Here is a 19,114-nt window from a genome sequence, read left to right on the forward strand (position 1 = left end):
CATAGCGCCGGTCCGGGTGCTTGGACATCGCGGTGCTGACCACCGCGTCGAAGCGGTCGGTGCGGTTGGCGCCCTCCACCAGCGAAGGCGGTGGCGCCACTTCGTGCACCACCTTGTACATCAGCGCCTCGGGCGTGCCGACAAAGGGCGCGCGGCCGGCGATCAACTGGTAGAGCACCACGCCAGCGGCATAGATGTCCACCCGCGCGTCGATGGCCGAGCCGACGAACTGCTCGGGCGCCATGTACATCGGCGTGCCGATCACGCTGTTGGCCTGGGTCAGGCCCGCGGCGTCGACGCGCGCGATGCCGAAATCGGCCACCTTCAGCTTGCCGGCGCGCGTCATGATCAGGTTGGCCGGTTTGACGTCGCGATGCCAGACGCCGCGCTCGTGCGCATGTTCCAGTGCATCGAGCAACTGCGTGGCCACGCTCAGGATGTCGTCGTCGGTGAAGCGCACCTGGCTGGTGAGGTAGTGCGCCAGCGTATTGCCTTCGACGTATTCCATCGCGATGAACGCGACCGACTGGTCTTCGCCGAAATCGTAGACGCCGACGATGCCCGGGTGCAGCAAGCGGCCCGCGGCCTGCGCCTCGTTGCGAAAGCGCGCGGCGATCGTCGCGCCGGATTCGCTGCCGTCGTCGAACTGCCGGCGGATCGTCTTCAACGCCACCACGCGCCTGATGTCCGGGTCGTAGCCTTTGTAGACAACACCCATCGCGCCCTGTCCGAGCACTTCGGTGATCTGGTACTTGCCCAGTCTTTCGGGGTGGTTCACGGCGCAGACTTACGGCAAGGGACGAGGTTTGGACGCGGCAGCCGAACTTGTATCGGCTCAGTTGTCCAGCATCTTCATCGCCTGGACGACGCTGGCGCGCATGCGGGCGAAGGAATCGGCGAGAACGCCGATTTCGTCACGGCTCTTTCTCGCGAATTCGGGCGCTTCGAGGTCGCCCTGGCTGACCCGGTCGGCCAGCGAGGACAGTTGCGTGACCGGCCGTACGACGACGAACCAGATCATCAGGTTCAGCACCAGGCCGACGACGACGAAGACGCCGATCAGCGAACCGATGAAGACCTTGAAGGTCTGCTCGGCGCGCTTGAGCGGCAGGTCCATCGGCACCGACATGATCTGCGCCGACACCACTTCATTCAGATTCCAGCCGAAGCCATTGGCCGGGCCGTACTTGTCGACCATGGTCTTGGGCGCCGCATCCACGCTGCTGTGGCATTGCAGGCAGGCCGGGTTGGTGATGCGCACCGGCTTGGCGATGTAGAGCGAGCGGCCGGCCGGCGTGTCGCGCTGGCCGGAGAATTCGGTCAGGTCCGCGTTGTTGCGGAACTGATTCACGATGTCCACCTCCCAGCCCGTGGCGCGGTCGCGCGGGTTGGTCGGGTTCAGCGTGGCTTCCTTGTAGCTGTATTCCTTGTACTTGGTCTGCAAGGTGCCCAGCACCTCGGTGGCCGAGTAGCTGGGTACCGACTGCGGCAGGAACTCGTACTTCATCTGCGTTTCCAGCAGCTTGGTGATCTGGCCCGCGGTGTAGCCGCGCACCGCCAGCGCGCTGTCCATCATCTGCCGCGCGCTGTTGAGCACTTCTTCCTGCGCATGCTGCTGCAGCAGATCGCGGCTGATGTAGCCGCTGACGCCGACGCCCAGGGCCATCACCAGGATGTAGATGAGGTTGAACTTGAGCAGCAGTTTCATGGTCGTTGTCGTGGGTGGCAGGTGGAGGGAGCGGGCCGCGGCATCAGCGGAACGCGTTGGAGGCCGGCTTCGGCGGGAACAGCACCGGTTCCCATTCGGGGTGGCTGGACAGGTTCTTGACCAGCGCCTCGCGGAACGCAGGGTCCTTGGCCAGTGCGCCAAAGCGCCGGGGGAATTCACGGCGGATCACCGGCTCGGCGCTGAGCCAGGGCTTCAGCGCGGCATACGCCGGCGCCGGCGTCGCTTTCGGCTCGACGGGCTTGCCCTTGAACTTTGCGGCCAGCGGCGGCAGCGTGTCGCGGAAGCTGCGCGGCAGGCCTTGCAGGAAGGCCGCGGTCGGCCGCGGCACCACCGTGCCCTTGTCGCTGCCGCTGCGGCTGTACAGCTCGCCGGCCTTCAGGCCCAGCGTCGCCGAGCCCTTGAGCTTGCGCTCGAGCAGCTGCGCGCGGCCGCTTTCGACGAACAGCATCGCTTCGTCAGCGCTCACGCGTCCGACCATCACGCCGGCCACCTGCAGCAACTCCAGCTGCGGCGCCAGCTGGCCGGCGCCGGTCGCGCCGTCGGCACGCCCGGCCGTGCTGTGCTTGGCCCAGCCCTGCAGCAGGTAGAAGGCCGGCGCCTTCGGGCCTGAGCCGGCCAGGCCGGGCGGCATCAGCATCACATGGCTGTCGGGGCCGATGTCCAGCGTGCTGCCATCGGCGAATTCCACCCGCAGCAGGTTGGTGGCGGGCGTGGTGTCGATCAGCGTTGCGGCACCGAGCTTCAGCCCGGGCACCGCCGTCAGGCTGCGTGCGCCATCGATCACCGTGGCCGGACCTTCGACGATGGTGAGCAGCGCGCCGCTCTCCGCCGCCTGCGCCAGGTTGGCGGCCAGCAGCCACAGCACGGCCCACAGCCCTTGTGGCAGCCATGCCCAAATACCTTGTCGCGAACCCAACATACCGCGCAACGACCTGCTCCTGAAATGCGTGCGAGCCCGCGTCGTGGGGCGAGCGGTTGATGGTAGCGCGTCACACCCTCGTTGATGGAGTGACCAAATGCCTGCCGCCGTCCGGCCGCCGCCGCTTCGGCGTGCATCCAACACGCCGGCCACGCCATGCGTCCTAAAATGCCGGGTTCCCGCCTCTCGGCGTCCACCCCGTCGATCGCCTGCCATGCCGCTGTTCTGGAAGCCCTACAAATCCGACGTGACCGCCTTCATCGACGAACTGAGGGCCAAGAAGCCCTCGCTCGAAGCCGAACAGCGCGCCGGCCGCGCACTGCTGTGGGACCGCACGATCGACCGCGAAGCCCAGGCCGACTACAAGGATGCGCAGGTGCCGCAGCAGCCCTACGTCTACCAGACCACCACCACGCCGGCGCGCAGCAAGTAAGCCGCGCGCCCCGCCCGTGTCGCAAACCGCTGCCAGCGCGCTGGACGTCCCCGGCGAGTTGCCCCCTGCGCCCGCCGCCGCCGCCGTGCTGCCGGTGGACGGCGTGGCGGTGGCCCGGCTGTATGGCGAGCCGCTGTTCCGCATGCCGACGGACCTGTACATCCCGCCGGATGCGCTGGAGGTCTTTCTCGAAGCCTTCGAAGGCCCGCTGGACCTGTTGCTGTACCTGATCCGCAAGCAGAACTTCAACATCCTCGACATCCCGCTGGCCAGCGTGACGCGCCAGTACCTGACCTACGTTGAGCAGATCCGCAACCACAACCTCGAGCTGGCCAGCGAATACCTGCTGATGGCGGCGATGCTGATCGAGATCAAGTCGCGCATGCTGCTGCCGCCGAAGAAGGTGGCCGAAGGCGAGGAGCCCGAAGACCCGCGCGCCGAGCTGGTGCGCCGGCTGCTGGAATACGAGCAAATCAAGCTCGCCGCCGCGCGACTGGACCGGCTGCCGGTGATCGGCCGCGACTTCCTGCGCGCGCAGGTGACGATCGAGCAGAGCCTGCAGCCACGCTTCCCGGATGTCGAGGTGGTGGACCTGCGCGAGGCCTGGCTGGACATCCTCAAGCGCGCCAAGCTCAACCAGCACCACAAGATCAGCCGCGAGCAGTTGTCGGTGCGCGAGCACATGAGCATCGTGCTGCGCCGGCTGCAGGGCCAGCGCTTCGTCGAGTTCCAGGACCTGTTCGACGCCCAGCGCGGGCCGGCGGTCATGGTCGTGACCTTCATCGCGATGCTGGAACTGGCGCGCGAGCACCTGCTGGAAGTGACGCAGGCCGAGGCCTTTGCGCCTATCTACGTGCGCTTGGCGTATCAGCCGGCGGGATGACCCCCGCGAGGCGCTCTTCCTAGGCCCAGGAGCCTTCGCGGCCCAGCAGATGCAGCAGCCCGCGCTGCACCACCTGGCGCGCCGCGGGCTGCGCCAGGTAGCTGGCATGCGTGACGGGTGAGACGTCGAAGGCCAGCACGCCATCGTCAGGCGGCGGCTGCGGGCCGGCGGCGCCGGTGATCGGGGTGCGGCCGGCCAGCGCCGAGTCGCGTGCGACAAAACCATCCCCGGTGGCGGGGCGCTCCGCGGGGTCGTCGACCAGCCAGGTCGGGCGCAGGCTCGCGCCCTCCAGGTCCGGCGCACCCCACACGCCGCCCAGCAGCCACAGGCCCGGCGGCAGGCGCGCCGCGTCGCCGCCGGCCAGGCGGCGCACGCCGTCGGGCTGCGCGTCGGCCAGGCCGGGCGGCAGCGTTTGCGCCCACCAGCGCTCCTGCCGCACGCGCTCGGCCAGCGATGCGCGGCTGACGCTGCCGGCAGCGCAGGCCGCCGCGTCGACCGCGGCCCCGAGCATGAGGCGGCAGCCGCGGTCCTGCGGCACGCTGCTGCCCAGGTGCGGTGTGCCCAGCGTGATGGCCTCCACCCGCCAGCCGAGGGCGGCCCAGCGTTCACGCCAGGCGTCCAGCGCAAAGCGCGCCACCAGCCCGCCCTGGCCATGGGCCAGCAGCACGATGCGGCCGCCGGTGCGGCCGCCACCTCGCCCGGCCGCGGCCGGACCCAGGATCTGCTGCTTGATCGCCGCGGCCAGCGCGGCCACCCGCGCGTCGATCGCACGCCAGCCATCGTGCTCGAAACGCCAGGTGGCCACGGCATCGAGCAGCGGCAGGCCGGGCCACAGCGGGCCGTGCTCGACCCGCGCATCGGTCCCCGGGTCGGCGACCAGCAGATCGCCGAAGTTGCTGCGCACCGAGGCCTGCCCACCGTGCAGCAGCAGCACATGCTCCTTCTGCAAGCCACCGGCGGCATGGCGCAGCGCCAGGCGGCTGGCCGGCTGCAGCAGCGCACCTTGCTTCAGCGCGCGGCGCAGCGCCGGCTCGCCCAGGCGCTCCGCCGGCCAGGCGCGTGCCCACCAGGCCTCATCGTTCCACCAGCGCTGGACCAGGCCGGGTTCGCGCTCCTCCAACGGCGCTGCCCCGAGGCGCCGCCGCAGGTGGCGCAGCCCCTGGTGCAGGCCTTGACCCAAACCGCGATGCAAGGGACCGGCCGCGGGCGGTGGCCTCTCCAGCAGCAGCACCGGCACCACCACCAGCAGGCCCACGCCACCGCGCAAGCGCCGTTCAAGGGCGCTCACCGCCTCGGCCGATGCCGGCGGCAGGGCCGTCACCGCATCGGCCCGCACGCGGCAAGGTCGCCAGCGCACACCGCCGGGCTGCGCGGTGCGCTCGGCCATTGCGCCCCAGTACAGGCGGGTCTCCAGCTCCAGCCGCAGCGAGAGCCCGGCCTGGCCGCGCCATTCAGGCGTCAGCAGGGGCTGCACCTGCGGCCACAGTGCCGCGATGTCGGCCGGCGTCGTGCTGATGCGCAAGCGCCGGCTGCGCTTGCGCAGCACCGGAAACGCCCACCACAGGGGCAGCTGCACGGCGCACAGCCGGCCGCTGCGTTCGGGCTGCTGCACCGGGCCGCCCCAGGCCAGCGGATGTTCGGTGCCCGGCAGTCCGCCCAGGCGCTGAGCCAGCGCGGCCTCTTCGGCCAGCTGCGCAGCGATCGCCGCGGCGTGCGGCGCCAGCAGCGGCCCGTACCAGGCGGCCCAGTCGGCCTCGAAGTGGCGCAGCAGCTCGGCCGAGCGCAGCGCCGCCGCCACCGGCCAGACGGTGGGCAGGCTGGCCTGCGCGTCGATCTCGCCGCCGCGTTCGAGCTCGAAGGCCAGCGGCAGCATGACCGGCACCGGGTGCAGGGCCGCCGTCAAAGCGCGCACCCTGGCGGCACGACACCGGCGCGTGCCGTCGGCCCGCTGTCGGCTCGCATCGTTTCAGCGGTCCGGTGCCCGCCAGCCCGGCATGCCCTGCTCGACCAGCGTGATCTGGCTCACCGCCAGCACGGCCTGCGTGCGCGAGCTCACGCCCAGCGCGCGCAGCACCGCGGCGACGTGGTCCTTGACGGTGTCGACCGACAGGTTCAGCTCACGCGCGATCAGCTTGTTCGGCAGGCCGCGCAGCAGCAGCGCCAGCACCTCGCGCTGGCGCGGCGTGAGGCCCAGCGAGTCGAAATTCGGCGCCGCGCGCGGCGGCAGGTACGGGGCGGCAGCCTCTGCCGCCACGGCGGCCGAGGGGTCGATGTCGATCGCCGGCGCGGCGGCCTCGGCATCGTTGGCCGCCGGCTCGTCCGGGCCGCCCGGCCGCATCACCGAGGGCACGGTGTCGCCGGGCTCCTCGGCACGCGCCACTCGCACCAGGCCCAGCAGGGCGGGCGGGATGTAGACGCCGCCGGCCATCACCATGCTCAGCGCGCCGCGCAGGTCGAACTTCGGGCTGCGCTTGGGCACGTAGCCCATCGCGCCCATGTCGATGGTGCGCACCACCTCGGCCACCCGTTCGGTGTCGGACAGCACCACCACCGGCAGGCCGGGAAAGCGCCGCCGCATCGTGCCCAGGACCTCGAAGCCCTTGCCTTCGCCGAACACCAGGTCCAGCAGCACGAGGTCGAAGTCACTCTCGTGCTGCAGCAGCTTGTGAGCATCAGCCGGCCCGTCGACGCCGACCACCGTGACATCCTCGCCCAGCCCGCGCACCACGGCCTGCAGCGCCGACAGGATCAAAGAGTCGTCATCGATCAGCAGCACCTTCATGACCGCCTCTTCGTGCTGCCGGGTTCAGGTGAAGCGGCGCGACACGGCTTCGGCGACGCAGGCCGGCTTGTCCGAACCTTCGCGCTCGATGGTGACTTCCATCGTGATCTGCGCGCCGCCTTCGATCGGCTCGTAGGCCTTCAGCTTCAGCTGTGCACGCAGCCGGCTGTTCACCGGCACCGGCGAGGTGAAGCGCACGCGGTTCAGGCCGTAGTTGACGCCCATCTTGACGTCCTCGACGAGCATCGACTTGTCGGCCAGTTCGGGCAGCAGCGACAGCGTGAGGAAACCATGCGCGATGGTCGTGCCGAAAGGCCCCTGGGCGGCACGTTCGGCATCGACATGGATCCACTGGTGATCGCCGGTGGCCTGGGCGAACAGGTTGATGCGTTCCTGGTCGATCAGCACCCAGTCGCTGGTCGCCAGGTGCTCGCCGACGCGCTGCTGCAGCGAGGCCAGGGTGGGGATGCGGACTTTGCTCATGGTCGGGGTGGCTAGCGTTGCAGCCAGTGGAGGATGGCTTGCCATTGCACCAGATCCCGTTCGACGCGGCCCGGGGCCACGTCCCACAGCGTCAGGCCGCGGGCGGCCAGGTGCACGTAGTTCTGGGTGTCGCGCAGGTCGCCGATCAGCGGCAGCGGCAGCGTCGAGACGAATTCGTGCAGGTGCTGGTTGGCATGGGTGTGGTCCTTCACACGCATGCCGACCAGGCCCATCTCGATGGTGTCGGCGCGTTTGTGGCTTTGCAAGGCCTGCAGAAATGCATGCGTGGCCTGGATGTCGAACAGGCTGGGCTGCAGCGGGATCAGCAGCTTGTCGGCGATCTTCAGCACCGCATCGAGGCGTTTGCCGTGCAGGCCGGCAGGGGTGTCCAGCACGACAAAGGACGTGCCCTTGGGGGGCCGCACGATGTGCTCGGCATCGATCTCCCAGCCGCTGATGCGCGGCAACTGCGGCGGCCTTAAGCTGAGCCACTGGCGTGCCGACTGCTGGCGGTCCACGTCACCCAGCATCACCGCCTGGCCCTGGCGTGCCAGCCAGCCGGCCACATTGGTGGCCAGCGTGCTCTTGCCAACGCCCCCTTTCGGGTTGGCGACGACGATCACCGGCATGCTCCCCTCCTGGGCGTGCTTGGAATCCCTGCTATGTTACGAGAGCCCCGGGAGGCCTCCTCACCGGACATACACCCGGGCACCCTATCCCCCTCACTTGCCCGATCGAACCGCATGGCCCGCATCCAGGTGCTCGTCGCCCATCCACAACTTGAACATTCCCGCGTCTGCCGCCGCATGGCCGAAGCCGTGGCCCAGGCCGCAGCGGCCGGCGCATCGATGGAAGTACGCGACCTCTACGCCCGCTACCCCGACTACCTGATCGACGTGGCCGCCGAACAGGCTGCACTGGCCGATACCGAGCTGCTGGTCTGGCTGCACCCGATCCACTGGTACGGCATGCCGCCGCTGATGAAGCTGTGGCTGGACGAGGTCTTCGCCTTCGGCTGGGCCTATGGTCCGGGCGGCAATGCGCTGCGCGGCCGCGACCTCTGGCTGGCCACGACCACCGGCGGGCCCGAGCAGTCCTATCGCAGCGACGGCTACAACCGTTACTTCTTCGATTCCTTCCTGCCGCCGTATGACCAGACCGCGGCGCTGGTCGGCCTGCGCTTCCTGCCGCCCTTTGTGCTGCATGGCGCGCACCGTGCCAGCGAGGCGGCCATCGACGCCCATGCCCAGGTCTTCGTCGACCGACTGAGCAGCTACCCGGATTGGCCGGAGCTCGACGAACTGGAGGCCTGTGAGCTGCGCGAAGTGCCGGCCGATGCGCGGCCGCAGGAGTCGTGATGGAGCACGGCAACTGGTTGTCGATCGGGCTCGTGTATCTCGCGGCGGCGGTGCTCGCGGTGCCAATCGCCCGCCTGCTGGGCCTGGGCTCGATCATCGGCTACCTGGCCGCCGGCATCGCCATCGGACCCTGGGGGCTGAAGCTGGTCACCGACCCGCAGGAGATGCTGCACTTCGCCGAGTTCGGCGTGGTGCTGATGCTGTTCATGGTCGGGCTGGAACTGGAGCCGCGTCGGCTGTGGTCGCTGCGCCGGCCGATCTTCGGCTGGGGCAGCGTGCAGCTGTTCGGCAGCACGCTGCTGATGCTGGGCCTGGGCGTGGCGCTGGGCGTCGACTGGCGGCTGGCGCTGGTGGCCGGGCTGGGGCTGGCGATGTCGTCCACCGCCATCGGCCTGGGCGCAGTGGCCGAGCGCAACCTGATGGGCACCCGCTCGGGCCAGAGCGTGCTGTCGGTGGCCCTGCTGCAGGACATCGCGGCGATCCCGATCCTGGCGCTGGTGCCCTTGCTTGCGGTGGGCGTCAGCGCCGCCGATGACGACGGCAGCGGCTGGCTTGGCGCCGGCAAGGCCATCGGCGTGATCGTGCTGATCATCTTCGGCGGCCGCCTGCTGCTGCGCCCGGCGCTGCGCTGGATCGCGCGCAGCGACACACCGGAGATCTTCACCGCGGCGGCGCTGCTGCTGGTGGTGGCCACCGCGGCGCTGATGCAGTCGGTGGGCCTGTCGATGGCGCTGGGCGCTTTCCTCGCCGGTGTGCTGCTGGCCGAAAGCGAATACCGGCGCGAGCTGGAAACCGACCTCGAACCCTTCAAGGGCCTGCTGCTGGGCCTGTTCTTCATCGCCGTGGGCATGAGCATCGACTTTGCCGTGGTGCTGCAGTACCCGCTGCGCATCACCGCGGTGGTGCTGGGCTTCCTGGCAGTGAAGGCGCTGGTGCTGTGGTTCATGGCGCGCACGATGCCGCTGCCGCTGGTCGAGCGGCCGGTGTTCGGCATCCTGCTGGCGCAGGGCGGCGAGTTCGGCTTCGTGGTGTTCCAGACGGCGCAGCAAGCGAAGGTGATCGACGCCGCGCCGGCTTCGTTCCTGGTCGCGGCCGTCGCCTTGTCGATGCTGCTGACGCCCCTGCTGCTGGTGGCCGCCGACCGCTGGCTGGTGCCGCGCCTGGCCACCCGCCGTGACGGGCCGAAGCTGGAAGAGCTGAACGTGCCGCAGCATGCGCCGGTGATCATTGCCGGCTTCGGCCGCTACGGTCAGACCGTGGGCCGCCTGTTGAACGCCAATGGCTTGCAGGCCACGGTGCTCGAGCACGATGCCGAGCAGGTGGAGAGCATCCGCCGCTTCGGCTGGAAGGTGTTTTATGGCGATGCGTCGCGGCTGGACTTGCTGCGCACGGCCGGCGCGGCCGATGCGCGCGTGTTTGTGCTGGCCATCGACGATGTCGACCAGAGCGTCGAGGTGGCCAAGCTGGTGCGCGAACACTTCCCGCAGCTCACGCTGGTGGCGCGAGCGCGCAACGTCACGCACTACTACCGCCTGAAGCAGCTGGGCGTGACGCTGATCGAACGCGAGACGCTGGATTCAGCGCTGATGAGCGCCCGCAGCGTGCTCGAAGCGCTGGGCTGGCAGCCGCACACCGCGCGCACGCAGGCGCTGCGCTTCCGGCAGCACAACGTCGAGTTGGTCGAGCAGATGGCGCCGCACCTGGGCGACGAGCAGAAGCTGATCGCGCTGGCCAAGGCCGGCCGCCAGCAGCTGGAACAGCTGTGGGCCCAGGAACGCGCCGATGCCAGCGCGCAGCGCAACCGCCACGGCTGGCATCCGAAACCCGCGGAGCCGCCCGGCGACGGTGAAACGCCGCTGGGCTGACTGCGGCCGATCAGCTGCCGATGCGGCCACCGTCGTTCTTGGTGATCATCACCGTGGCCGAACGCGGCCGGGCCAGCGCGCCGCCCGCGCCATAACCGGCGTTGCCCGGCCAGTGGCTGGTGAACTTCGCCGGATCGGCCAGCGCCGAGGCCGGCGTGCCATCGCCGGGGTGCTGCACGTTGACGAACATCACCTTGCCGTCGGGCGATTCGCACATGCCGGTGATCTCCTGCTCCACCGGACCGACCAGGAAGCGCTTCAGCGTGCTCGGCGTGGCCTTCTTGCCGAGGCGGGTGGTCACCGCCACGCCGCCGCCGTAGTCCAGCGTCATCGTGCCGCCATCGCCCACGCTGCCGGGCCGCGCGGCCAGCATCATGCAGTTGCTGGCGTCGGTGAAGGCGCCGTCGTCGGTCTGGATCCAGCACAGGCCGGTGCTGGGGCTGAACACCAGGCCGTCGGGGCTGGAGAAGTCCTGGTCGCCCGTCAGCGACGACAGGTTGACGAAGGCCGCCGACGCGGTGGATTCGGCGCCGAACAGGTACACGTCCCAGGTGAAGCTGGCGGCGGCGGCATTGCCGCCGGCATCCTTGAGGCGCACGATGTGGCCGTTGACGTTGCCCTGCTGCACGGTGGCGGCGCCGCGCACGTCGCTGTAGGCGCGCGGGTTGGCCGCGTCGACCTTGGCCTGGCTGCCGGTGGGGGCCAGCCGGCGGTTGCTGTTGTTGGTGAGCGTGAAATACACCTCGCCGGTGCCGGGGTGCACGCCGCACCATTCGGGCCGGTCCATCTTCGTTGCGCCAGCGGCATCGGCGGCCAGTCGTGCGTGCACCACGATGTCGGCGATGTCGGCGAAGGGGTAGGCCGCGGAGCCCGTCACGGCCGTGTTGGCCATGTTCAGCGCCAGCCACTGGCCGCTGCCGTCGTCATTGAACTTCGCGACGTACAGCGTGCCGTTGTCCAGGTACTTGTCGCCCACCGCGATGCGGTTGGTCGCCGTGGCATCCGCCGCCGACCAGAGCGCCGTCGACACGTACTTGTAGATGTATTCGCCCTGCGCATCGTCGCCCATGTAGGCCACGACCGGCTGGCCGACCACCGGCTTGGCGAAGGACGCGCTCTCGTGCGCGAAGCGGCCGAGTGCGCTGCGCTTCTTGATCGCCGAGGTCGCGCTGTAGGGGTCGATCTCGGTCATGTAGCCCTGGCCATTGAGCTCGTTGCGGTAGTCGTCGCTGCCGTCGGCCGAGCTGCCGGTCTGGCTGGTGTTCCAGCGGGCGTACTTGTCGGCGCTGCCGGCCGTCTCCCAGCCATAGCGGCTGGCCGCCGCGGCGGTTGCGCTGGCGCTGCGGCCATAACGCGCAAAAGCCGTGTTGACCTTGGCGCTGCGCAGGGCATCATCACCGGCCGCGCGGTAGAAGTAGCCGGTCCAGTTCTCTTCGCCGGTGAGCAGGGTGCCCCAGGGCGTCTTGCCGGTGCCGCAGTTGTTCACCGTGCCGCGGGTCTTGCCGGCATCGGGCGAGAACTTCGTCGTCAGCAACGCGTGGCCGCGGGCCGGGCCGGCGATCTCGATCTCCGTCAACGCGGTGACGCGGCGGTTGAACGGCGAGTTCTGCACCAGCGCGAACTTGCCGCCGGTCTTGGCGAATTCGACGATGGCCACGCCATGGCAATCGACCTCGATGTCGGTCTCGCCGGCCGGGCGCGGCATCGCCGACGGGCCCGCCGCATGCAGGAACAGCGGCGAGATGTACTCATGGTTCATGCCCAGCAGCGCGCGATCGTTGCTGGCGGCGTCGGGCGTGCCGGTGGCCGACAGGCCGAAGTAGTCCATGCCGTCGTGGCAATCACCGGCGCGGCGGTCGAAGCCGGTGTCGGTGCCGTCGTTCTTGTACGCGGCCACGCCGGCAAACAGCGGGTCGCCGGTGGCGAACACCGTCGTCGCGGTGTAGCCCTCGGGCACGGTGAAAGTATCGGCCAGGCTCTTGGCCACGGCCGTGAAGCCGAGCAGGGTTTCGGTGGGAGCCGGTGCCGGGGCCGGGGCCGGTGCGGGCGCCGGGGCCGGCACCGGGTCATCGTCGCTGCCGCAGGCGCTGAGCGCCACGCTGCCGAAGGCCGCCGTCAGGGCCGTGCCCAGGCTGCCGCGCAACAGGCCGCGGCGGCTGAGCCGCGCGGCCACGATCGTGTCGAAACGGGGGTTGGCCGAGCGGTTCGAGTCTTCTTCGTCACAGTTGGACAGGGGCAGGTCCGGGGCGGGTTTCATCAAGGCATGTCTCCAGGCGGGTCAAAGCGCTGGAGCGTAAGAAGCGGCGATGAAAGGCCCGTGACGATTCCGCGACAATTCGTGCATGTTCCAACCCTCCCAGCACGACGTTCGCCGCTTCTTCTGCGCGGCTTTTGCCAAGCAGCACGCCGGCGAGCCAATGTCCGCGATGGAAACGCTGGCAGCGCAGTGGATAGCCGAACACCCGGAGTACCACGCCGAGTTGTCCGATGTCGACGCCGCCCTGGCCGCCAGCTACTCAGTGGAGGAAGGGCGCAGCAATCCCTTCCTGCACCTGTCGATGCATCTGTCGATCAGCGAACAATGCAGCATCGACCAGCCCAGCGGCATCCGCCAGGCAGTTGAGTTGCTGGCCGCGAAGCGCAACTCGCTGCACGAAGCGCATCACGAGGTGATGGAGTCGCTGGGCGAGATGATCTGGGCCTCGCAACGCAGCGGCCTGCCGCCGGATCCGCACGCCTACCTGGATTCGGTGCGCCGGCGCGCGACGCGCTGATCGGCGCACGCGGGGCGCAGGCCCCGCAAAGACCGCAATGGCGCAGCGGGTTCAGCGCTGCGTGCGTCGCGGTGACACCATGCGGGCGTCGCCACCGCTGCGGTGGGGCGCACGATGCAGCACCCGCCAGATCCCTCCCCGACGCGGCCGCCCGCACGCAGGCGCCGGCTGCTGGTGATTGCCGTGCTGGTCGGCTGCGCCGTGACGGCCTGGCGATGGGTCGACGGGGATGTCGCCGCGCCGCCCCCGGCCGCTGCCGTGGCCACCGCAGCGCGCACGCCGTTGCCGCTGGGCGCCCTGCCTGCGATGCTGCCGTTCGCGGCGCACCCTGCCGCACCGGCCACGCCGCCGGTGCCGGCGCTGCCCCCGCCCACCGCACGGAACACCCCGCAACCGCCGCCCGACACCGGTGAGGTCGAGGTCTGCGGCTTTGGCCGCGTCCAGTTGCCCTCGGACGATCCGAACCCGCTGCAACGCCTGCCGATCGGCCTGCGCAATGCCGTGCTCGATGAGGTCGAAGCGCGGCTGCTGTCGCATGCCGACGATCAGGTGCGTGCCGCGGCGCTGCTGATCGCGGCGCGCGCCAGCGTGCAAGGCGCCCGGGCCCGCATCGACCAGCTGGCCCGCATGGCCGTCGGCTCGCGCGACCCGATCGTCTATGCCATCGCGCTGCAGGGCTGCAAGGCCTGGTCCGACAGCGATGGCAGCGCCTGCCAGCTGCTCAGCCGCGCGCAACAGGTGCGGCTCGATCCCGACAACGCGCAGTCCTGGCTGGAACTGGCGGCCGAGGCCAACCTGCGCAACGACGCCGAGGCCGAGGCCGACGCAATGCGCCGGGCCGCGCAGGCGCAGCACAGCCATGCGCATGACGGCCTGCTGCCCACGCTGGTCGACAAGGCGCTGGGCCCGGCGGTGCCGGCGCTGCAGCGCACGCTGGCGCTGAGCATCGGCCGCGATGTCCAGACGGTGTGGTCGCTGGGCCACTCCAGCCAGGCCTACACCTATTGCGTGACTGCAGCGGCCATCGACGGCCCACGGCAAGCCAGCTGCGCCGCGCTGGCCGACACCCTGGCCCGGCGCAGCACCAGCGTCGAGGACCGCGCGGCCGGGCTGGCGATCGGCAGGCGGCTGGGCTGGCCCGCGGCGCGCCTGCAGGCGCTGCAGCAGGAACAGGATGCCTTCAGCGAAGCCGGCGGCTTTCAGAACCCGGGCATCGATCTGAGCTGCGACAGCGTCGAACGCATGCAGGCCTGGCAGCGCCAGCTCGGCACACGCGGCGAAGTGCAGGCGCTGCACGACAGGCTGGCGCACAGCGGCCGCAGCATCGAGCAATGGAGTGCGCGCTACCGCAAGAATTACGCGCTGGCCACCGCGGCGGCCGAAGCGGCCGAAACGCCGACGGAGCCCTGAACCGTGCGCCTTACTTGCCGACGGTGACCCAGCGAAGTTCCAGCCAGTTGTCGGCGCGGTGCACGACCTCCAGGTTCGTGCGCGCGGCCCAGGGGATGAACTGGCGGTGCAGCGGAATGTGGTGCACCGCCGCGTTGTGGGTCAGGAAGATCTCCTTGATCATCGCCTTGCGCTTGACCGGATCCCCTTCCTTGCTGGACGCGGCGATCATCGCGTCGAGCTTGTCGTCCTTGTAGTTGCCGTAGTTGTAGAAACCCTGGCCCTTGTCGCCGCGGTTGCGGTAGACCGGCGTGAAGGTGGTCTCGGCGTCGGTGATCGAGCCACCCCAGCCCAGCATGTACAAGCTGGTGTCGCCTTTCTCCATCTTCGGGAAGTAGGTGCTCTTGGGCATCGCGTTGAGCCGGATCTTCACGTTGATGCGGGCCCACATCGAGGCCAGCGTCTGGCAGATGCGCTCGTCGTTGATGTAGCGGTTGTTCGGGCAGTCCAGCGTCACCTCGAAGCCGTCCGGGTAACCGGCGTCGGCAAGCAGTTTCTTCGCCGCGTTGACGTCGTAGGGCAGGCGCTTCTCGACCTCGGGATCGCCGCCGGTGGCCAAGGTGGAGGATGCCACCGCACCGGTCGGCGTGGACTGGCCGTTCATCAGCTTGGTCTTGATGGTCTCGATGTCGATGGCCTGGTACAGCGCGGTGCGCACGCGCAGGTCCTTGAACGGGTTCTTGCCCTTCACGCTGGAGTACAGCAGTTCATCGCGGCCCTGGTCCATGCCGATGAAGACGACGCGGTTCTCCGGACCTTCGATGACCTTGACCTGCTTGTTGTCGCGCAGCTTTTCCAGGTCGCGCGGCGGCGGGTCGAGCACGAAGTCGACTTCGCCCGAGATCAGCGCAGCCATGCGCGTGGCGTCGTTCTTGATCGGCGTGTAGATCACCTCCTGCACATTGCCGTCGAGCTTGCCCCAGTAATTCGGATTGCGCTTGAGCGTCGTCTTCACATCGGGCTGGCGCGAGACCAGCACGAAGGGGCCGGTGCCGTTGGCATGGAAGGCGGTGTAGGCCTCTTCCTTGTTGGCATAGTCCTGTGGCTTGGTGGCCTTGTGCTCCTCGCACCACGACTTGCTCATCATGAACACGGTGTTCAGGTGATCGAGAAAGATCGGGTTGACCTGCGTCAGGTTGAACTCCACCGTGTGATCGTCGATCTTCTTCGGCGTGCCCAGCGCGCCGGCATAGGCGTTCATCTGCGAGGTCTTCTCGACCGCGCGGCCCAGCGAGAACACCACGTCATCGGCGGTAAAGGGCCGGCCGTCGTGGAACTTGACGCCGCGGCGCAGCTTGAAGGTCCACTTCAGCGGGTTGTCCTGCTTCCATTCGGTGGCCAGGCCGGGAATGAAACCGAGCTTCTTGTCGCGCTCGACCAGGAACTCGTAGATCTGGTGGTTGACGTTGTTGGTCAGGCTCTCGTTCTGCGACATCGGGTCGATGGTCTGCGGATCGCCGGCACTGGCCCAGCGCAGGGTCTGGGCCGGGCTGAGTCCGGCGGCCGTCAGCGCTGCGATCAGCAGGCTGGTCTTGAGCATTCGCTTCATGGGCGTCTTTTGCGTCGAATGGAAAGGGTGACCCGAGTGTAGGCATGCACCGCCACCCCCGCGCTGTCGGCCAGGTGACAGCCGGCCGCCCCGGCCTTGCGCATAAACTCGGACCCGCCAGCCCTCACCGGCTGGTTAGCGATCTCAGGGCGGGGTGAAAGTCCCCACCGGCGGTATCTGCGAGCGGCTCTCCCGGGCCGGGCGCAGGAGCCCGCGAGCGCCCAGCCGCCGCAGCGATGCAGCAGCCGGGGTCAGCAGACCTGGTGCGATGCCAGGGCCGACGGTCACAGTCCGGATGAAAGAGATTCGCGACAGCTCCGGCCGCCGCATGCGTGCATGCAGCGGCCGTGCGTTGTTCGCGCGCGCCCTGATTCCTGGCCCACCCCCTTTCACGAGGACCACCATGAATCAGACCTCTGCAAGCACTTCCCTCCCCGCCGCCGGCGATACCGCGGCACCGCGCATCGCCGTGGTCAGTTCCTCCTGGCATGCCGACATCGTCGGCCAAGCCCGCTCGGCGCTGTTGCGCGAGTTCGGCCGCGGCCATGCACCACCGCGCGTGCACACCTTCGAGGTGCCCGGCGCCTTCGAGATCCCGCTGTATGCGCAGAAGCTCGCGAAGAGCGGGCGCTACGACGCCATCGTCGCCTGCGGGCTGGTGGTCAACGGCGGCATCTACCGGCACGAGTTCGTCGCCGCGACGGTGATCGACGCGCTGATGCGGGTGCAGCTGGACACCGAAGTGCCGGTGTTCTCGGCCGTGCTGACGCCGCGCGATTTCCATGAGCACGAAGACCACCTGCGCTTTTTCAGCGAGCACATGGTCAAGAAAGGCACCGAGGTGGCACGCACCTGCCTCGAGCAACTGGCTCGGCTGCGCGCATTGCACGTGGCCTGACACGGTGAGGGCGCCCCGGGACGGGGCGCGATCACCTCTCCTATAGCACCCGCCACGGGTGTCGGCAACGGGAGCTTCGGCCCAGGCGCCCCCGAACCGGGGACGGGCCGACCCCGAGCTCCGGCGCGCAACACAGCCCGTACATTCTGTTGCGACGCTTCCTGCCACACATCATGGAAGTTAGGCCTTTCCCCGTCCAAGGAGACTCCATGTCCACGATCAACGGCACTTCGGGCAACGACAATCTCAACGGGGGCAGCGCAGACGACCTGATGCTCGCCGGCGCCGGCAACGACATGCTGAGCGGCGGATCCGGCAACGATGCGATGCACGGCGAAGCGGGCGCCGACAAGCTCGTCGGCGGCAGCGGCAACGATGTGCTCGACGGCGGCAGCGGCAGCGATTCGCTCGCCGGTGACGCCGGCAACGACACATTGGTCTACACCCTGAGCGACAACCTGCCGGGCGGCGCGCTGGATGTCTACACCGGCGGCTCCGGGACCGACACCGTCATGCTGCAGCTCAGCGATGCGCAGTGGCAGGACCCTTCGGTGCGGGCCGTCCTGCAAGGTTATGTGGCCTTCCTGGCCTCGGTCGCGCGCAGTGGCCAGGGCGAGGTCTCGAACGGCGTCGCCAGCGACTACGTGCTCGACTTCGGCGGCGGCACACGCCTGACCGTGCAGATGAGCGAAAAGCTCAGCGTCGCCGTGCAGTCCTCGGCCGGCGGGGCCTACGTCACGATCGACCACACCGCGGCGCTGATCGGCGGTGTCGGTACCGGCTCGACGGTGGAGGCCGGCGGCGTCGCCAATGGCAACGCCGGCACCGCAACGGCAACCGGCGACCTGTCGTCCGACGACCTCGACGGTCCGGACGACCTGTTCCAGGTCGTGGCCGCCGGCACGCCGACGGCGCATGGCTATGGCAACTACGCCGTCAGCGCCAGCGGCGTGTGGACCTTCACGCTGAACAACAGCCACCCTTCGGTGCAGGAACTCAATGCCGGCGGCACGCTCACCGAGACCTTCAAGGTCAAGGCCGTCGACGGCACCGAGAAACTCGTCACGGTCGCAATAGGCGGCGCCAACGATGCCGCGATCATCACCGGCAACGCCGGCGGCTCGGTGGTCGAGGCCGGCGGCGTGGCCAATGGCAGCGCGGGCACGCCGACGGTCGGCGGCAATCTCTATGCCGACGACGTCGACAACCCCGACGACACCTTCCAGGCAGTGGCCGCTGGCGCCGTCACGGCCAGCGGCTATGGCAGTTACGGCGTCAACACCGCCGGGCAATGGACGTATGCGCTGAACGATGCGCATGCCGCTGTGCAGGCCCTCAATGTCGGCGACAGTTTGAACGACAGCTTCACGGTCAAGAGCCAGGACGGCACGAGCCAGGTCGTGACCGTCACCATCGCCGGCCGCAACGATGCGGCGGTGATCAGCGGCGCCGGCAGCGGCGCGGTGATCGAGGCGGGCGGCGTGGCGAACGGCCTCACCGCCACGCCAACAGCGGCTGGCGACCTGTCGGCCGACGACGTCGACAATGCCGACGACCTGTTCCAGCCGGTGCCTGCGGGCACGGCCTCGACCAGCGGCTACGGCAGCTGGGGCGTCGACGCTGCCGGACAGTGGAACTACACGCTGGACAACACGCATGCGGCGGTGCAGGCGCTGAACCTCGGGCAGTCGCTGAGCGACAGCTTCAGCGTCACCAGCGTGGATGGCACGACCCAGGTGGTGACGATCAGCATCGCCGGCCGCAACGACGCCGCGGTGATCACCGGCCAGAGCAGCGGCGCGGTGATCGAGGCCGGCGGCGTCGCCAACGGCGGCCTGGGCACGGCGGCAACCGGCGGCAACCTCTACGCCGCCGATGTCGACAACCCGAACGACACGTTCCAGGCGGTGGCCGCGGGCGCCGCCACCGCTGGCGGCTATGGCAGCTACGGCATCAACGCGGCCGGGCAATGGACCTATGCACTGAACGACG

At 69.3% G+C, this 19,114-nt stretch carries 17 protein-coding genes and 1 riboswitch; of the genes, 8 read left to right on the top strand and 9 right to left on the bottom strand.

Translation table 11 applies throughout. The features are described 5' to 3' along the window. From VLK61_RS01170 to VLK61_RS01180, 3 genes are all read right to left on the bottom strand, one after another. On the bottom strand, positions 1-778 hold a 778-nt coding region (locus VLK61_RS01170), incomplete at its 3' end, for a serine/threonine-protein kinase (RefSeq protein WP_325417431.1). Positions 779-835: 57 nt separating this feature from the next. Continuing rightward, positions 836-1,708 carry a c-type heme family protein gene (locus VLK61_RS01175; RefSeq protein WP_325417433.1) on the bottom strand — a complete coding sequence of 291 codons (873 nt, stop codon included), beginning with the start codon at positions 1,706-1,708 and terminating at the stop codon, positions 836-838. A 43-nt stretch (positions 1,709-1,751) separates the two neighbouring features. Continuing rightward, a complete protein-coding gene (locus VLK61_RS01180) occupies positions 1,752-2,594 on the bottom strand; it encodes a hypothetical protein (RefSeq protein WP_325417435.1) in 843 nt (280 codons plus the stop codon). A 268-nt stretch (positions 2,595-2,862) separates the two neighbouring features. On the opposite strand from VLK61_RS01180, the gene VLK61_RS01185 reads away from it, so the two are divergent. Beyond that, positions 2,863-3,081, top strand: a complete 219-nt coding sequence (locus tag VLK61_RS01185; protein ID WP_325417437.1) for a DUF3460 family protein — start codon at positions 2,863-2,865, stop codon at positions 3,079-3,081. Positions 3,082-3,097: 16 nt separating this feature from the next. Then, on the top strand, positions 3,098-3,964 hold the full coding sequence (locus tag VLK61_RS01190; RefSeq protein WP_414636738.1) for a segregation and condensation protein A: 867 nt from the start codon (positions 3,098-3,100) through the stop codon (positions 3,962-3,964). A 19-nt stretch (positions 3,965-3,983) separates the two neighbouring features. On the opposite strand, the gene VLK61_RS01195 is transcribed toward VLK61_RS01190, so the two are convergent. From VLK61_RS01195 to VLK61_RS01210, 4 genes are all read right to left on the bottom strand, one after another. Next, positions 3,984-5,846, bottom strand: coding sequence for a hypothetical protein (locus VLK61_RS01195; protein WP_325417438.1), 1,863 nt, complete (start codon positions 5,844-5,846; stop codon positions 3,984-3,986). 84 nt (positions 5,847-5,930) lie between these two features. Next, a complete protein-coding gene (locus VLK61_RS01200) occupies positions 5,931-6,746 on the bottom strand; it encodes a response regulator transcription factor (RefSeq protein ID WP_325417439.1) in 816 nt (271 codons plus the stop codon). A 24-nt stretch (positions 6,747-6,770) separates the two neighbouring features. Further along, entirely contained in the window at positions 6,771-7,229 is a 459-nt protein-coding gene (locus VLK61_RS01205) for a MaoC family dehydratase (protein ID WP_325417441.1), read from the bottom strand. An 11-nt stretch (positions 7,230-7,240) separates the two neighbouring features. After that, complete coding sequence (locus VLK61_RS01210; protein ID WP_325417443.1) at positions 7,241-7,858, bottom strand: ParA family protein; 618 nt, start codon at positions 7,856-7,858, stop codon at positions 7,241-7,243. 114 nt (positions 7,859-7,972) lie between these two features. Here VLK61_RS01210 and VLK61_RS01215 point away from each other — a divergent pair, with 114 nt between their 5' ends. Together VLK61_RS01215 and kefC are read left to right on the top strand one after the other, a co-directional pair. Beyond that, positions 7,973-8,587, top strand: coding sequence for an NAD(P)H-dependent oxidoreductase (locus VLK61_RS01215; RefSeq protein ID WP_325417445.1), 615 nt, complete (start codon positions 7,973-7,975; stop codon positions 8,585-8,587). After that, positions 8,587-10,452 (top strand): glutathione-regulated potassium-efflux system protein KefC, encoded by a 1,866-nt coding sequence (gene kefC, locus VLK61_RS01220; RefSeq protein WP_325417447.1) that lies wholly within the window; start codon positions 8,587-8,589, stop codon positions 10,450-10,452. Before VLK61_RS01215 ends, kefC begins: the two co-directional genes overlap by 1 nt. A gap of 10 nt (positions 10,453-10,462) precedes the next feature. Here the strand turns inward: kefC and VLK61_RS01225 are convergent, their stop codons facing one another. Further along, entirely contained in the window at positions 10,463-12,709 is a 2,247-nt protein-coding gene (locus VLK61_RS01225; RefSeq protein WP_325417449.1) for a PhoX family protein, read from the bottom strand. 85 nt (positions 12,710-12,794) lie between these two features. Between VLK61_RS01225 and VLK61_RS01230 the strand changes: the two genes are divergently transcribed. After that, positions 12,795-13,226, top strand: coding sequence for a DUF1841 family protein (locus VLK61_RS01230; RefSeq protein WP_325417451.1), 432 nt, complete (start codon positions 12,795-12,797; stop codon positions 13,224-13,226). Positions 13,227-13,340: 114 nt separating this feature from the next. Further along, positions 13,341-14,636 (top strand): hypothetical protein, encoded by a 1,296-nt coding sequence (locus VLK61_RS01235; protein WP_325417453.1) that lies wholly within the window; start codon positions 13,341-13,343, stop codon positions 14,634-14,636. A 10-nt stretch (positions 14,637-14,646) separates the two neighbouring features. Here VLK61_RS01235 and VLK61_RS01240 read toward each other — a convergent pair whose 3' ends face one another. Next, positions 14,647-16,224 (bottom strand): ABC transporter substrate-binding protein, encoded by a 1,578-nt coding sequence (locus tag VLK61_RS01240; RefSeq protein WP_325417455.1) that lies wholly within the window; start codon positions 16,222-16,224, stop codon positions 14,647-14,649. 136 nt (positions 16,225-16,360) lie between these two features. After that, positions 16,361-16,536: riboswitch (FMN riboswitch) on the top strand. Positions 16,537-16,627: 91 nt separating this feature from the next. Between VLK61_RS01240 and VLK61_RS01245 the strand changes: the two genes are divergently transcribed. Beyond that, complete coding sequence (locus VLK61_RS01245) at positions 16,628-17,122, top strand: 6,7-dimethyl-8-ribityllumazine synthase (protein ID WP_325417457.1); 495 nt, start codon at positions 16,628-16,630, stop codon at positions 17,120-17,122. Positions 17,123-17,331: 209 nt separating this feature from the next. After that, the coding region (locus VLK61_RS01250; protein ID WP_325417459.1) for a VCBS domain-containing protein at positions 17,332-19,114 on the top strand (1,783 nt) is incomplete at its 3' end.

This window comes from Aquabacterium sp., from assembly GCF_035476535.1.
Classification (GTDB): Bacteria; Pseudomonadota; Gammaproteobacteria; order Burkholderiales; family Burkholderiaceae_C; genus Pseudaquabacterium.